This is a genomic window from Blautia schinkii (assembly GCF_013304825.1).
In the GTDB taxonomy this organism is placed as follows: Bacteria; Bacillota; Clostridia; order Lachnospirales; family Lachnospiraceae; genus Blautia_A; species Blautia_A schinkii_B.
Genome location: NZ_JAAWUO010000013.1, coordinates 1 through 15,623 on the forward strand (window position 1 = coordinate 1; position 15,623 = coordinate 15,623).

The window sequence follows — 15,623 nt, forward strand, 5'->3', positions numbered from 1 at the left end:
TGAAGTAGGAATGAAACATAGAAGTTTATAACTTTTTATAAGTTTTCAGTAACGGTAAGCATCTATGGCTAACAATATTTTTGGTATTATCCTGGCCGGCGGCCAGGGAACACGAATGGGCAATGCAGAACGCCCGAAACAGTTTATGGAGATCGGCCGGAAGCCAATTATCGTTCATACCATTGAAAAATTCGTGATCCATTCTGCTTTTGACAGAATTATCGTACTTTCTCCGAAAGCATGGATCTCTCATACAAAAGATCTCATCCGCAAATATATTCCTGACCATTCCGACATCATCGTTATCCCGGGCGGTTCAACAAGAAACGAGACGATCATGAATGCAATCCGCTACATTGAAGAGAATTTCGGACTTGATGACGATACGATCATTGTAACACATGATTCCGTACGTCCCTTTGTATCTCACCGCATGATCGAGGAGAATATCCAGGCAGCCGTGGAATATGGTGCCTGCGACACTGTGATCCCTGCGTCAGATACCATCGTAGAAAGCCAGGATCATAAGTTCATCAGTAGCATTCCCGATCGTTCTGCCATGTACCAGGGACAGACCCCGCAGTCTTTCCGGGCAAAAAAACTCCGGGATATTTATGCGGGTCTTTCTTCCGCAGAAAAAGAAATTCTCACGGATGCCTGCAAAATCCTTGTTCTTAAAGGAGAAAAGGTCCATCTTGTGGAAGGCGATGTTACAAATATCAAAATCACATATCCTTCCGACATCCGCATGGCTGAAGCTATCATGGGAGGGAAATAAATGCTGACATCTGTTTACCGTTTAGTCAGACCACGTCAGTTTGAACTGGTCTTTAATGACATTACCCTTGATAAATCTCACGTGATTGTTCATCCTGTCCGCCTGTCTATCTGCAATGCTGACCAACGTTATTACCAGGGTCTCCGCGCAGAAAATATCCTTCGCAAAAAGCTTCCAATGGCTCTCATCCATGAGGCAGTCGGCCGGGTTGCTTTCGACCCCACAGGCCAGTTTGAAGAGGGAACTCTTGTTGTAATGATTCCTAATACTCCTACTGAAAAGGACGACATCATTGCAGAAAATTATCTCAGAAGCAGTCAGTTTCGGGCCAGCGGTTTTGACGGTTTTATGCAGGAATATGTAAGCATGGAACCTGACCGTCTTGTTGCCTTGCCGGAAGATGTCAACCTGTCCGTAGCTGCTTTTACAGAGATCGTCAGCGTCAGCTACCACACGATCCAGCGATTCCTTCGCTTTTCCCACAGCCGCAGGGATGTGATCGGAGTCTGGGGCGATGGAAATCTGGGATATATCACTTCCCTTCTTCTTAAAGCTATCCTGCCTAAGACCAAAGTCTGCGTTTTTGGTGTCAACGAATATAAACTTCACGATTTTTCTTTTGCAGATGATGTATATTTGATTTCAGATATTCCGGAAGATTTTCACATGGATCATGCTTTCGAATGTGTGGGTGGAGCCGCTTCTTCCAAAGCGATCAATCAGATCATTGACTATATTAATCCAGAGGGAACCATATCCATTATGGGGGTCTCTGAGGATTTCGCCCCCATCAACACACGCATGATCCTGGAAAAAGGTCTTCGTCTTTTTGGAAGCAGCCGCAGCGGCCGGGAGGATTTTCTTGGTCTTATCAAACTGTACAATCAAAATCCGGATCTGATCAATCAGTTGGAAAAAATCGTAGGAGCGGAGATTCATGTAAGAAGTATTCAGGATATCACCCGCGCTTTTGAGATCGATATCCACAAAATTATGGGAAAAACCATTATGATCTGGGAGAATTAACACATGAAGAAGATTTTAAAAAAAGTTTTAAAAAAAATCTACCGGGCACTGCCATCGAAAGTTAAGAAGTGCTATCGAATGGCCCGCAAAGTTCTGATCTTTCGGGTCATTTATCCCTTCACTTATAAATTTTTCGCGCTTACCCGAAAGATGAATCCTGATAAAGTCGTTTTTATTGAAGCACGTTTTGACAAGATCACAGATGCTTTTCAGCTTATTTACAAACGCATGAAAGACGAAGGCTATGAGGTCCACGAAGAATATCTTCTGAACATCAAATCAAATAATCCGGCTTATATCCGCCGCTGCCTGCATATGCTGAAAGATATCGCGGATGCACATTATATCTTTCTCAATGATGCCTGCGATGTCACAAGCAGTATTTCGCTGCGCAAAGGAAGCCGAATCTTTCAGGTGTGGCACGCCTGCGGTGCTTTTAAGAAATTCGGCATGAGCACTGCTGACCTGATCTTTGGTGCCGACCGCCGCACTCAGGAAAAATTCCCCAACTACAGGAACTTATCCTACGTTACAGTCAGCAGTCCGGAAGTCAGCTGGGCTTACGAAGAAGCCATGAACCTGAAAGGTACTGATACCGAAATCGTAGCAACCGGAATCAGCCGTACAGATGTTTTTTATGATAAAAATTTTATTGAAAATGCCAGGGAATCTGTTTACTCCGTATTCCCCCAGGCCCGTTCCAAAAAAGTAATCCTGTACGCACCTACCTTCCGCGGAAGAGTCGCAAAAGCCAAAACCCCTGACTGCCTCGACATCCCGGCTATGAAAAAAGCCCTTGGAAATGAATACATTCTTCTCCTGAAACACCACCCGTTCGTAAAAAAACGCCCGGAAATTCCCGAGGACTGCAAAGATTTCGCAATGGATGTAACAACAGATCTGGATATCGATAAACTGCTCTGCGTCAGCGATATCTGCATCTCCGACTACTCATCCCTGATCTTCGAATATTCCCTTTTCGAACGCCCAATGATCTTCTACGCCTACGACCTGGAAGATTACTTCGACTGGAGAGGTTTCTACTACAACTACGATGACCTCACCCCCGGCCCTGTCGTAACTGAAACTGAGGAGATCATTGATTACATTCAGAATCTTGACACACGGTTCGATAAGGAACAGGTTCATGTCTTTAGAGAGAAATTTATGTCCGCGTGTGATGGCTGTGCTACGGATAGGATTATGGAGTTGGTACGGAAGAATTAAAAGATCTTTTAAAATATTATTTATCCTCTCAGCCGCTGGCAGCGAAAGCCAGGTGCTGAGAGGATTTTATTCCAGAATGGAGCTATTAATGTCTGCGAAACGCCTGGTACTGTACGAACTGCACACCAAATTTTACATTTCATTATGGTTCTATTAATACGATGTCAGGAGAAGGACGGTATCCCAAGGATTATATGTACTTTACATTCCACTATGTTTCTATTAATACCATAATCATCAAAACCTGCATCTGCAAAAGAAAATTTATTTACATTCCACTATGTTTCTATTAATACCCGGGCGATGTCCATCTGCCAGCGGAATATTTTCTGCCTTTACATTCCACTATGTTTCTATTAATACAGAAGGACTTGCGGCCGGAACTTACAACGTAACACTTTACATTCCACTATGTTTCTATTAATACGGCGAAAGCCTTAGACACATACAGCAAATTTAAAACTTTACATTCCACTATGTTTCTATTAATACCACGTGACCATCTATGCAGAGAATGCATGTGCCTGTCTTTACATTCCACTATGTTTCTATTAATACGCGAATTCCTCATTAATATCTGAACGGGTAGCCCATCCTCTTTACATTCCACTATGTTTCTATTAATACAGAACAGGGACTACTTGTGAGATTGCCGTGTAAGGTCTTTACATTCCACTATGTTTCTATTAATACCAGAAGCAGCGGACTGAAAGCGGCATCTTTCAATGCTTTACATTCCACTATGTTTCTATTAATACTAATCACAGCCAGCAGGAAAAAACACGAGCACTGACTTTACATTCCACTATGTTTCTATTAATACCGGCGCCGCCTCGACCAAGCCATCCATTATGACCTTCTTTACATTCCACTATGTTTCTATTAATACGACAACCTCAAGACAAAAGCAGTTGAGGTTCATCTCCTTTACATTCCACTATGTTTCTATTAATACATCAATCAGCTTGTATGTCATTTCCAGATTTCCAGCTTTACATTCCACTATGTTTCTATTAATACCGGAAGACAACCAGAAGATCATAGATAACGTATCTCTTTACATTCCACTATGTTTCTATTAATACGCAGGTTATGACCTGTATGTTGTAACATATACGCTCTTTACATTCCACTATGTTTCTATTAATACTTCAAACTCCATTCCGTTCTCCCAAAAATCTTTATCTTTACATTCCACTATGTTTCTATTAATACTATACGCGCGTTGGAATAAAGCTATCGAACCTGTAGCTTTACATTCCACTATGTTTCTATTAATACGCAAAAGATATGTGTAAAGAATTACCAGAACTGGTCTTTACATTCCACTATGTTTCTATTAATACGTAAAAGCAATTCATTAAATGCTTTCCTGTTTCATACTTTACATTCCACTATGTTTCTATTAATACAGAAAACTCATCAATAAGTAACGCGTCACAATTAATCTTTACATTCCACTATGTTTCTATTAATACGCGATCTGGTGTCACAGGTTGTCATTGAAATCCTCTTTACATTCCACTATGTTTCTATTAATACTGCTCAGGGAAGCTTCTTGTAAGAAAGGAGAAGCAACTTTACATTCCACTATGTTTCTATTAATACAATCCGGGGGATGTATGGGCAACATGGACATATCTGGCTTTACATTCCACTATGTTTCTATTAATACTCAGAGATTCTTTTCTCGTTTGCTGCCTTTTCTTTCCTTTACATTCCACTATGTTTCTATTAATACCGGAAGAGGCATCGGACTATTCCTTAGCCAGATAGACCTTTACATTCCACTATGTTTCTATTAATACGGCCTTGGGAGTGCTGTAAAAAAAATCGGTCTGCTGATCTTTACATTCCACTATGTTTCTATTAATACTTTAACGTCCACAGTGGACACGTACAGGCCTCCATACTTTACATTCCACTATGTTTCTATTAATACCTTCAAGGAGTTCCTGTTGTTCACGTTTGGTGTATTCTTTACATTCCACTATGTTTCTATTAATACAGATTGATGTAAATATACAAAAAGGAGATTATAACTACTTTACATTCCACTATGTTTCTATTAATACAAAAAGGATTTCTGATGAATGGATTCCAGTAATCACTTTACATTCCACTATGTTTCTATTAATACAGTGCCGGGAAGAACGTGATCTTGTCAAGAGATACGCTTTACATTCCACTATGTTTCTATTAATACGGGTCAGGAGGAAACTCTGGTGGTCTAGCTGGAGCTGTCTTTACATTCCACTATGTTTCTATTAATACCCATCACTCACAACCGCTCATTCTACAAACCTAATCTTACCACTTTCTGTCAACCATGTCATTTCATTATTTCTAAATTTAATTAAATTTCTTTAGAGAGCTACAAAATTCGCATTTCCCCAATAAAATTCCTGCATTGTCGACCTCCCGGGATTTTTTCCTTATCATAGGTCGACAGTCATAAAATAAAACTAGTCGTATCATCTTTCCGTCCCCAGAATTCTTTATCCAGCCACTTCTCCTGCCGTGATTTGAAAATAATCACAGAATCCAGTTCTTCGTCAATATACAACTTCAATTCCTGCTGCAGCTGCGCCAGTTGAGCCTTGGAAAGTTCACCTTCAAAAACAGAATTCTGGATATGAGTCAAATACCTTTTACAAATCTTAAAAATCTTCAACCACCTCTTTGCGCCATTTTCCTGCTGACTCACGTCATAAACCAAAACCACATACATAACTCACCACCATATCCTGAATCCTTCATATTCCTTTTCGCCAATAAGATGCTTTATTAATTTATAACACTCCAGCCGAAGCAAATACTGATAAGAAACCTGCCGTCCAAGTTCCTTATGCATTACAGTCTTTTTCAATCGCTTCTCAAGCTCAGAAACAATCAATTTAGAAGCATCCTTCTTCAAATGCAAAAAATTCAACTCCTTCGTAAAACTATCTTCCGTAATCTGATTCCGATTCAACAGCGAAAAAATCAACCTGTCACCAATCAACGGCTTAAACACTTCCGCAATATCCAAACTTAATGAAAACCGTCTCGCTCCAGGTTCATGCAAATAACTGATTGTAGGATTCAGTTGCGTATGATAAATCTCACCAAGCACTTTCGTATAAATCAGCGTATTAACAAAAGAAATCAGCGAATTAATCATATTATCTGGCGGATGCATTACACGCTTCTCAAACTGAATCTCCTGATTAACGATCACATTCCACGCAGCATAATATCTTCTTCTGATATTACCTTCAATTCCCATCAGCTCTTCAATCGTCGTCACTCGTCCCAGCTGTTTACGAAGAGAATCCACATCTCTCAAATATTCCGACACATCTTTTCCCCGACCATTATAATATCGAAGATTCCGATAAATACTATCTGCTGCTGCCTCTATAAACTTCCTTGCAAGAACCAGTCTTTTCTCATAATCTGTATAATAACTGACCTGCTTCACCAACAGCTGACCCGCCAACAGACTTTCTCTCGGATAATAACTCCCCGTATAAAAATTATAATAGTTAAAAAAATGCATTGGAATCCCATACTGTGATATGTAATTAATAAACGCCGTATTAAACGACATCTCGGACATAACATAAATATCCGAAATCCTCTCAATAGGAATATCCCTCTTCTCACCATCATAATTTGTAAACTGAAGTGTATTATCCTTCCGTTTCAAATCCCCGTTATTATAAACGTAAAAACTTTGCTTCATACTTTTCCCCCGATACAAATCCAAAGTTTATATGGTACACAAATCATAATAAGCACATTTTTTGCACAATTTCCTATTACCAGAAGCTGGTGGAATTTCCTGATGTTTAATCTCCGTAATCTCAGCAATAATCCTGTCCAGAATTTCCACATCCTTTTCCGATAATTCAACGATCACAGACTTCTTCAGCAACGGATAATCAATCTTTCCCTTAAGACCATTCACACCTCGCCGCTGCAAATAATAAAGATAATACTTCACCTGCCAGATTCCTGCATCTTCCACAGCCTTACTCTTCTTGACCTCATGCAGTTCCTTATTCTCACTGATAAAATCAATGTTTATAATATCATCAATATTTACATGCTTATCCTTTTTCTTATAACTGCTCTCATCCAGAATCTTACCCAAAATTACATCTTCATTCTCCGTCTCCATCCGGATATCATGACAAAAATACCACAACTTCCGTTTACAAACGAAATAATAATAAATCATCACCCCAGTGATTCTCTCATCCATTTTTATCACCTACATAAATATACCATCCATCTCCAGTTGTTCATTTAATAACAAGCCTGCACCTTTTCCATTTTCAGGATCAAAATCATATTTATATCCTGCTCTGTGAATATTCATAATGTTTCTGCCATTTTTACTTCCAATTACATCCCTGTCTACTGCTTCGGGAAATTTATTATAAATACTCATGCTCAACGTTACGTCTTCAAGCCTGTTTTTCATAATGCTTCTGACTTCTTTTCTCAGATTTGGCTTTCTTAAAAAATCTATTCCATATTCAAACAATTCCTGTTTTTTATCATAAATCTCTTCCGGCACAATAGTAATACTTTTTATATCCCTCACTTTAGCTTCTTTTGATGTATATTCTGCCGGATGAATTGTCGAAAACCTTTTCAACCATTCTTCGATTTCTTTGTAATAGCTCGTTTCAGTTATTTCTTCCGGATTGTAAACATTGTTCATATAAACCGTTTTTAGCTCTTCACCGAACAACATATTTTCATATTCGTAAAGAAATCTTAAAGAACGATCATACATATCAGAATCATAAACTCTATCTTTTCCCACACCATTTCGATTATCATACACAATAATATTTGGTTCTTCAGGAATATATCGTCCTTTTCTGTTGCATCGTCCCATTCTCTGCAAAAAACTATCCGCTGTACACATTTCCGTATAAAGCATATCAAAATCTATATCCAGACTTGCTTCTACAATCTGTGTTGTTATCCATATTCCCGGCTTTTCCGCTTCCGAGAAAAGCATAATTTTTTCTTCCAAAAAAGCCCTGTCTCTTCTGATATAGCAAGAGTGCAAAAGTTCTACATTCTCTGTTCTTTCCCGCATTTCTTTATAAATTTTTTGTGCTTTGGAAACAGTGTTGCAAATAACCAGAACTTTTTTAGTGCTTCCCTGTTCTAATATCTCTTCAATATCTACCTCCGACTTTTCAATTCGGATTTTGTGTCTTGGAAACTGATCTGACTGATATTCTTTTTCTGTAAAATCTTTAAACTGATATTGCAGCCCTTCTGATAGCCCATATTTTTCCATGAACTTCTTTAAAACAGGAGGAAATGTAGCCGTAATAATAGCAAAATGTCCTCCCATTTCCTGTATTGTCTTCAAGCCATAAATAATCGTTGCGATAACCCTTGGTTCATACGCCTGGATTTCATCCAAAATTAATTTCGAATACTTTAAAGTTGCAGCCAAAATCTCCGTTCCCAACGCCTTATAAACAAATTTAAAAAGCTGATCAACTGTACAAACCGTTAATGGCTGTGCCAGCATTCTTGCACGATCATACTTTTCATCAATATCTGTATCGTCCTGATCAAATTCTTTCAGATACATAGCCATACTATCTGAATGCAATAATGCAACATCACTATAAGAATAATTCGTTTTAATTCGAGAATAAATCGCATTAGAAGAAACTTTTAACGGCAATGTATAAAATCCCTTTTCTCCATCAAGCCATAATAACGCAGCCTCTGTTTTTCCAGAACCTGTAGGTGCTACAATAACCAGATTTTCATTCTTATGTTCCATCATGAATTTCTGTGCAGGTCGTAATTCTTTGTTCTGAAGATAAACTTCTATATTTTTCTTCAATTTTTTCTCCCGCAGATCTGGTGCAATTTCTGCCTTTTCGTACCCTGCACTTACTGTATAATCAAATTTATTGAGCAGCCCTTTGATCAAAAGATACTCATTCCATATTTTAGAATCTACTGTAAATTTAGGCGTATAAATATTATTACGATATAACAGTTTATTCAAATTGCTGCAATATAACTTGTCAATATCTTTTCCAAGATATTCTTTGATTTGCTTTAAATAATATTTTTCTGCATATTTCCGAATCTCCGATCCTTCATAACAGTCATCCCTGTCATGATGATGATATACAGCTGTAATAAAAGGTCCAAAATCTTCTTCCGAAAACAATTCTGACAATCTTTTAAATTCTTTTTTTGATATGGTAACTGCGCTTAAAAATCCGTGCGGAATCTGTGTATCCCGCTTTATATCCGGATACATTTTTTTTATCAAATTCGGATTTACCAATCTCTGAAAAACCAGATTTGCTTTTCCCCAGTCATGTATTCTGCTGGCTTCTGTAACCAGACACTTTTCTCTTTCTGTAAAGTATTCTCCGTATTCTAAAAAAAACATCTCTGCGCATCTTACAATGTCGTCCTGATGTTCCTTTAACGTTTTCTGTTCCTCTTCTTTCGTATCCTGCAAATGAATTATATTATTTTTAATAATCCTAAGATCCATTTCTGTAAATTCATCTTCAAGATTTATTATAAGATTTTCCAGTTCATTTCTGATTTTATCAATCTCATCTTGAGCCAAAATCTTCTTTCTGGATTTTGCATAATACTCCATAGCTTTCTCCTTCCGGAGGCAGAACAACTGCTCTGCCTCCTTATAAGCCTATCCGTGATCCACTACGTTTCAAATACAAATTACATTACTGAACAATCTCATTGCTAATCAGCAAAATATCAATGCTGCATCTTTCTCGAAATCATCCACATATGCCCCTTCATCTATTGACGTTTTTGCTGAACAATAATAAGCTTTTACTCTTCCACCTTCTTTTTTCCAACGGCGCAGACCCTGCTTTGTAATTTCATATTCTTTTGTGAGATTGTATATTGTTCCTCGTCTGTCTCCTAACTCGATTCCATAGCTCACCGGTATATACATATCTCTCTTTATTTCCACTTCATCTTCCTGATGGATATTCACAATATCCACCCGTTCAATATCCAGCAGATCTTCATAACGTCCCAACGATAAATATCTTGGTGGATATTTCAGAGAATTATATACCTTCTCAAAATCTTCCTCTTCCGGAATTACATGTATCACCATATCGTTGTCACAAACCAATTCAACATTGGCAATACCTCTGAAAATTCCATATTTTTCTCCATCTTCAACACAGATCTGATGCCGCCCTTCTTCATACTTCGTACCCGCCGAAAATGAATATCTCGTGTAAAGTTCTGATACTGTCCCGCTGTTTGTTCCCTGTATACAGAGCTTCATTCGATGAAACTCTGTATAACCACAAGCCGCATGAATCATTCCAAGAACTGTAGAATATGGCGGAAGAGGAAATGTTTCTTTAATAATAAAGCTACTAGGTTTTCTATAATTTACCAGGTTCTGAAAACATTTAATCCTGATTGCCCTCTCCATAATACTGTTCCACTTCCTCTTTCAGATGATTAAATACTGCGCCTACAGATTCTGCTTTTAATACCTCTTTTAATTTGTCTTCATTATCAAAAATACCTGCTGTAATTCCTGCATACGTGTAATTTCTGATATTATCATCCTCAAGTAATTCCTGTAATGTATTTACATTAATCTTATTTGAATCCACTTTTACTCTGTTCTCAAAAAATGGATTTTTTCTGCTGTATCTGCCTCCGATTATAAATAATGGGCTGAGATTTTCTCTTCTTCCTTTAATATCTCTGTACAAATAATGAACAGAATCCAGGAGAACTTTCACTCTTTCTGCTTTATCCTCTCTTGCAATATTGATCTCGCCGTCTACACCAACTCTGTCCAGATCTATTGACATAGTATAAGAATAATAAGAACGATGAATCTCACTCTGCGCAATTCCGTTCTGCAGATTTCCTCTCACAGCAAGTCCCATGTTAGTCAAAAACTCAAGATTTCCCTGAAATGGCTCCAGTGCAATCGCATTGCTAAGTCTGGCAACTGCACTTCTTGTAGAAGCTCCACCATTCTGATCTTCTCCTTTAGAAGTTGTTTTCATATATCCAAATAGATCAATCTCCGGATAATCTTCGATCGTTGCAGAAGGAGCAAACTGTACTACTCCACTTTTTCCATCCACAGGCGTTGTATCCCAGTTTGCCTGCTGCACCATGTTATATCTCAGTGCCTGTCTGGAAATATAAGAATACTCTTCGTAATTTCCTCTAGTCATCTTTTTCAGTGATGAAATATTTCCAATTCCTTCTCCATAGTTTGCACTTTCCGCCAGAAAAATTACTGTAAATGTTAAACCTTCTCTTTTCATAGTCATGCTTCCTCCTTCTTAGGCTCGTAAGATCCTACTAATCCCATTACAAACGCATATCCATATTCCGTAAATTTCTGCTTATCATTTAACATCTGAACAAATCCCGTTGGTATCAAAAGTTCATGTCCATCCTCATTTCTCTTAGAACCATACGCACTGTACAAACGCATTACAACATCCATAAATTTATTTACATTTCTCACGGCTAACGCATTCAACAACTGATATTCAATACCTCTCAGGCCTTCACTGGAAGTCATTCCCTTTGCAGTCATAATCGCTTTTCTCAAATCCGCTCCACTTTTTTTCATAGCTCCACAAGTCATAGAAAGCTCCCTTCCTTTCTCATTTCTTTCTTTACGCTCTAAATACGTCAACACAATCTCCGTCCATAACTGTACTTCATATACCCAGAATATATAAAAATTCTTTGATTCTTCTTTTATATTTTCTTTAAGAAGCTGATTTAACAACTGATACTGGTCTCGATGCTGCAAAAGATTCATAACTACAGTTTCATGTACATTTACAAAGTTATCTTTGATTTTAGTAAATGGAGATTTTGCCAGCGATGTCAGAGCATCAGATACCCTTGATTCGCAAATAATTTCCAGCATTTTTTTGTGGATAATACTTAATCTATACCTATCATCCGCACTCACTCCACGTAAGATAACCTGTACATTAGATAATTCCTGCTGTTTTTCTCTTAGTAAAATATTGATCGTCTCCGCAAACCACTGAGAATATTTCTTGTTCTCAGTTTTTTCTCCTTCCTGATCAATTCTTCCAATTTTAGAATTCGCATCTAACAAAGCGCCAATGCTGTTATTTATATTTACAAAAACAAATTTATTGACATATAACCGGAATCCCAACGGACTGAGCGCATATATAAAAGCACAACCAGGACAAAGAAACGCGTCCACTTTACAGTCCCAGAATGCAGAACGTTTTCTTGTAAAATCGTCTCCAACTTCATTCATGAATGCTATCGAGACCTTTTCTTTCGGCCCTATTGGATCCCCACAATCAATACAGAGATCTTTTGCCTTCTTATGATCTGCACTCAGATACTTTCGAAATGGTTCTGAAAAATCTTTTTCAAACACCTCTCGCATATCTTTTTTTGCATTCGGACGCAAGAGAAAACATTTTCCATTCCAGAACCGATTTATATAGGTATATATAATACTCTTCATTGCAAAAGTTTCACTGCATTCTGGCTGATTTATAAACTCCAGAAGCTCTTTTAACCTGTTTTTCAGTTCTTCTGATGACAATTTATCACTGAGTTTATTCTTCTTTAATTTCTCATAGATTTCCGAATTTTTAATTTTCTTTTTAATATTTGCAAAACCTGCCTGATAGCTATTTGACTGCAGCTTTTCATTGATAAATTTCAGATCATCTTTTTCCTGTTTTCCTGGATCCCAGTTTCCATTTTCTATTTTTTCAATACATGTTTGAATTTTATCCTTAATTCCCTGATACGTACTAAATGGGCCAAAATACCTGATAAAGGCTTTAAAATACATATTCGTCCAGTCTGCATTTTTCGCAAAATCCATGCTGACCCATAATGCCTGGTCATCATCGGAATGGCCAAAATCAACACCTTCCTCTGCCCCTGCAGTTTCAAGCATGTAGTGAAATCCTACAATCCCAGCATTCTTCAGGAAATCACCAAGAGTGATCACATATTTTTCCATACTAGTAACCCCCCCTAATATATGACTTCCCACATGCCTTTACCTAATGATCTACGTGTTCCCAACCCAGCAGCGCGCAATAAATTCAACAATTCCAGATTTCCTGTTATCTTATATACCCCGATACTTCCATCTACAAGTCGCCCCCAGGTCCTTGTTACCACTTTTTTCCCTTTCAATGGCGTTATGGAAAAATCACTGATATCCATTTCCAGATTCAATTTTTCAAGAAAAATTCTCAAATTTTCCTTCACCATTTCTCCAAATTCCGGATCTTCACATGTGTAATATTTATCACTATTATCCGTAGAATTATGTTTACGGACAATAAGTGCGCTTCTCATTTTTATAATGAGTTCTGTATCCTGAATTTCTGAGATGTTTCGTATCTTTATTGATATCAGTCGCATGGAATTCTTATTCATAGGGTAAGGTTTGCCTTTCATAAGTACAAACGCATTATAAAATTCAATCAGTTCGCCTATGTCTGCATCTGAAAATGTCATAGTAAATCTGTTCTGATTAAGTAATATTTTTTCCTGTGTAAATCTCGCCCCAGGTAAGTATGTCGCCCAGACATAAGTTTTTAATATGGACGAATTTTTATTATAGAGTTTTTCAAAAAGTGCCGGAGAATAATTCTCCACAGCAGCTTTTAGAAAACTCACCAAAACCATGTCCAATTCTGCTGGAATCTCAGTTGTTTCCAACTGAAATTCCAATCTTAGTTCATTCATCTTGTTCCTCCTTTCTGGAAGTTGTTAATTAATTGGTATTTTCTTTCTTCTAAAATAGCATAGGTCTCTTATAAAGTCAATGCAAAAATGATTAATATTCTAATGGATTGTTTTTTTATTGTTAATAATAAATATTTATCTGCATTAAAAAATTCGCCTTTAATTTTATGTATGTATCATTTATAATACTCAAAGATACAATCCATTTTGGAATGTGAATTTAGATTATTAATCATTAATCCATGATTCTAATTTCTATAATAGTCCCATATTGGAACCCACAACAAGAAACTCCCCGTGGTGGTAAACTTCCGTGTCACCCACGCGCCGATGGTACTGACAAGAGCTTTCTTTTCAGCTCTGAGAGATGCAGGAGAATGGCACGCCTGCCGGGTGAGTTTCTTGTTAACTTGAAAAGGAGCCGCTGTAAACAGATGATTTTCTATCTGCCATACAGTGACTTCTTCTTCATTTCATAATATAACTGCTATATCAAATTCAACACCTTCACCGCATTACTCTCCGTCACAGCCACAACCTCCTCGCAGCTGACTCCCTTAATCTCTGCGACAGTCTTCACAACCTCCGGCAAATACAGAGAACTATTTCTCTTTCCACGGTTCGGCACAGGTGCCATATACGGACAGTCAGTTTCAAGCAGGATTTGATTCAATGGTGCGTACTCTACCACTTCTTTCAGCTTCCGTGAATTTTTAAATGTCACCACTCCGCCAATTCCCAAATAAAGTCCCATATTCAGATACTCCCTTGCAATTTCCTTGCTATAAGAAAAACAATGGATAACTCCGCCATACATTCCATTCTTCATATATTCTCTCACAATATTCAGCGTATCCTCGGCAGCATCACGGCTGTGAATCATAAACGGGAGTTTTTTCTCACGGGCAATATCCATCTGCTGGCGGAAGACTTTTTGCTGAAGAAGGTGCGCTTCTTTCTCCTTATGCCAGTAATAATCCAGGCCGATCTCACCTACGGCTACTGTCTTTTCCTTATCACAATATCTGCGGATCTCATCCAAAACTGCCGCATCCACTTTATCTGCATCATCCGGATGTACACCTACTGCACCATAAATAAACGGATACTTCTCCACCAGATCATAAACCCGGTCAAAGTGTTCCACAGAAGCACACACATCCACAATATGCCCGATTCGATTCTCCTGCATACTATCCAGCATGGCATAACGGTCCTCGTCAAAAGCCTCATCATCATAATGTGCATGGGTATCAAAAATCATGGCTTTATCCACAGTCATCTCGTCACCGACAGAAACTTTTCCACCTTTCAGCACTCTTGTAAACACACCTTCACGGGGCATAATGCACTCTCCCATCTTCTGGAAAATAGCACAGCCATTGTGACACTCCTTTCCAATCTGAGTCAGCTCCAGTACAACCTCACCACAGCGGAATCTCGTTCCAACCGGAAGCTTCGCGAAATCAATCCCCTCCACGACCAGATTTTCACCAAAAGCACCATCCTCAACTACCGCGCCCCTGGCGCGAAAATCCTCTATCTTTTCATTTGAAAGAAGACTCACCTGCCTGTGCCACTTCCCGGCATGAGCATCCCCCTCAAGCCCCCAGTCCTCCACAAAAACCGCAGACCCGACATTCCTCTTCTCCGTCCCCTTCTTCTCACTGATACAAACCGCAAGTACTTTTCCCATAACAAACTCCTATTAATTACACATCGCTACAAAATTTATTCCTATATATCACACCAGCAATATTAATTTCCAACTATCAACACATTCCTCAGAATTCACTGAATTCAA

The 15,623-nt window shown here is 38.3% G+C and carries 12 protein-coding genes, 1 pseudogene and 1 CRISPR repeat array; of the genes and pseudogenes, 3 read left to right on the forward strand and 10 right to left on the reverse strand.

Going from position 1 to position 15,623, the window contains the following annotated elements:
• The first annotated feature begins 64 nt into the window (after window positions 1–64).
• From HFM85_RS10730 to HFM85_RS10740, 3 genes are read left to right on the forward strand one after another with little or no spacing between them, the layout of a single operon-like run.
• Complete coding sequence (locus tag HFM85_RS10730; protein WP_173738143.1) at window positions 65–778, forward strand: IspD/TarI family cytidylyltransferase; 714 nt, start codon at window positions 65–67, stop codon at window positions 776–778.
• Complete coding sequence (locus HFM85_RS10735; protein WP_173738144.1) at window positions 779–1,804, forward strand: zinc-binding dehydrogenase; 1,026 nt, start codon at window positions 779–781, stop codon at window positions 1,802–1,804.
• Window positions 1,805–1,807: 3 nt separating this feature from the next.
• Window positions 1,808–3,031: a CDP-glycerol glycerophosphotransferase family protein gene (locus tag HFM85_RS10740; RefSeq protein ID WP_173738145.1), complete on the forward strand. Its 1,224-nt coding sequence runs from the start codon at window positions 1,808–1,810 to the stop codon at window positions 3,029–3,031.
• Window positions 3,032–3,161: 130 nt separating this feature from the next.
• Window positions 3,162–5,305: a CRISPR direct-repeat array (repeat unit 30 nt; unit sequence CTTTACATTCCACTATGTTTCTATTAATAC).
• A gap of 178 nt (window positions 5,306–5,483) precedes the next feature.
• Here HFM85_RS10740 and cas2 read toward each other — a convergent pair.
• The 10 genes and pseudogenes from cas2 to HFM85_RS16690 all read right to left on the reverse strand — a co-directional run.
• Window positions 5,484–5,762: a CRISPR-associated endonuclease Cas2 gene (cas2, locus tag HFM85_RS10745; RefSeq protein ID WP_173738146.1), complete on the reverse strand. Its 279-nt coding sequence runs from the start codon at window positions 5,760–5,762 to the stop codon at window positions 5,484–5,486.
• Window positions 5,763–5,765: 3 nt separating this feature from the next.
• Window positions 5,766–6,758 carry a type I-B CRISPR-associated endonuclease Cas1b gene (cas1b, locus tag HFM85_RS10750; RefSeq protein WP_173738147.1) on the reverse strand — a complete coding sequence of 331 codons (993 nt, stop codon included), beginning with the start codon at window positions 6,756–6,758 and terminating at the stop codon, window positions 5,766–5,768.
• A 27-nt stretch (window positions 6,759–6,785) separates the two neighbouring features.
• Window positions 6,786–7,280: a CRISPR-associated protein Cas4 gene (cas4, locus tag HFM85_RS10755; protein WP_173738148.1), complete on the reverse strand. Its 495-nt coding sequence runs from the start codon at window positions 7,278–7,280 to the stop codon at window positions 6,786–6,788.
• A 9-nt stretch (window positions 7,281–7,289) separates the two neighbouring features.
• Window positions 7,290–9,686: a CRISPR-associated helicase Cas3' gene (cas3, locus tag HFM85_RS10760; RefSeq protein WP_173738149.1), complete on the reverse strand. Its 2,397-nt coding sequence runs from the start codon at window positions 9,684–9,686 to the stop codon at window positions 7,290–7,292.
• Between the two features lie 108 nt (window positions 9,687–9,794).
• Entirely contained in the window at window positions 9,795–10,508 is a 714-nt protein-coding gene (gene cas5, locus HFM85_RS10765; protein WP_173738150.1) for a CRISPR-associated protein Cas5, read from the reverse strand.
• Window positions 10,486–11,367: a type I-B CRISPR-associated protein Cas7/Cst2/DevR gene (gene cas7i, locus HFM85_RS10770; RefSeq protein ID WP_173738151.1), complete on the reverse strand. Its 882-nt coding sequence runs from the start codon at window positions 11,365–11,367 to the stop codon at window positions 10,486–10,488. Before cas7i ends, cas5 begins: the two co-directional genes overlap by 23 nt.
• A gap of 2 nt (window positions 11,368–11,369) precedes the next feature.
• Window positions 11,370–13,082: a Cas8a1 family CRISPR/Cas system-associated protein gene (locus HFM85_RS10775; protein ID WP_173738227.1), complete on the reverse strand. Its 1,713-nt coding sequence runs from the start codon at window positions 13,080–13,082 to the stop codon at window positions 11,370–11,372.
• A gap of 14 nt (window positions 13,083–13,096) precedes the next feature.
• Window positions 13,097–13,819 carry a CRISPR-associated endoribonuclease Cas6 gene (gene cas6 / locus HFM85_RS10780; protein WP_173738152.1) on the reverse strand — a complete coding sequence of 241 codons (723 nt, stop codon included), beginning with the start codon at window positions 13,817–13,819 and terminating at the stop codon, window positions 13,097–13,099.
• 487 nt (window positions 13,820–14,306) lie between these two features.
• On the reverse strand, window positions 14,307–15,083 hold the full coding sequence (locus tag HFM85_RS16685; RefSeq protein ID WP_173738228.1) for a TatD family hydrolase: 777 nt from the start codon (window positions 15,081–15,083) through the stop codon (window positions 14,307–14,309).
• Window positions 15,084–15,107: 24 nt separating this feature from the next.
• Window positions 15,108–15,515, reverse strand: a pseudogene (locus HFM85_RS16690) (MOSC domain-containing protein); the annotation flags it as partial.
• Window positions 15,516–15,623: the final 108 nt, after the last annotated feature.

Excerpts from the sequence above, each read along its gene's own strand:
- HFM85_RS10730 (WP_173738143.1), top strand. The coding sequence starts at position 65 with ATGGCTAACAATATTTTTGGTATTATCCTGGCCGGCGGCCAGGGAACA.
- HFM85_RS10735 (WP_173738144.1), top strand. The coding sequence starts at position 779 with ATGCTGACATCTGTTTACCGTTTAGTCAGACCACGTCAGTTTGAACTG.
- HFM85_RS10740 (WP_173738145.1), top strand. The coding sequence starts at position 1,808 with ATGAAGAAGATTTTAAAAAAAGTTTTAAAAAAAATCTACCGGGCACTG.
- cas2 (WP_173738146.1), bottom strand. The coding sequence starts at position 5,762 with ATGTATGTGGTTTTGGTTTATGACGTGAGTCAGCAGGAAAATGGCGCA.
- cas1b (WP_173738147.1), bottom strand. The coding sequence starts at position 6,758 with ATGAAGCAAAGTTTTTACGTTTATAATAACGGGGATTTGAAACGGAAG.
- cas4 (WP_173738148.1), bottom strand. The coding sequence starts at position 7,280 with ATGGATGAGAGAATCACTGGGGTGATGATTTATTATTATTTCGTTTGT.
- cas3 (WP_173738149.1), bottom strand. The coding sequence starts at position 9,686 with ATGGAGTATTATGCAAAATCCAGAAAGAAGATTTTGGCTCAAGATGAG.
- cas5 (WP_173738150.1), bottom strand. The coding sequence starts at position 10,508 with ATGGAGAGGGCAATCAGGATTAAATGTTTTCAGAACCTGGTAAATTAT.
- cas7i (WP_173738151.1), bottom strand. The coding sequence starts at position 11,367 with ATGAAAAGAGAAGGTTTAACATTTACAGTAATTTTTCTGGCGGAAAGT.
- HFM85_RS10775 (WP_173738227.1), bottom strand. The coding sequence starts at position 13,082 with ATGGAAAAATATGTGATCACTCTTGGTGATTTCCTGAAGAATGCTGGG.
- cas6 (WP_173738152.1), bottom strand. The coding sequence starts at position 13,819 with ATGAATGAACTAAGATTGGAATTTCAGTTGGAAACAACTGAGATTCCA.
- HFM85_RS16685 (WP_173738228.1), bottom strand. The coding sequence starts at position 15,083 with ATGATTTTTGATACCCATGCACATTATGATGATGAGGCTTTTGACGAG.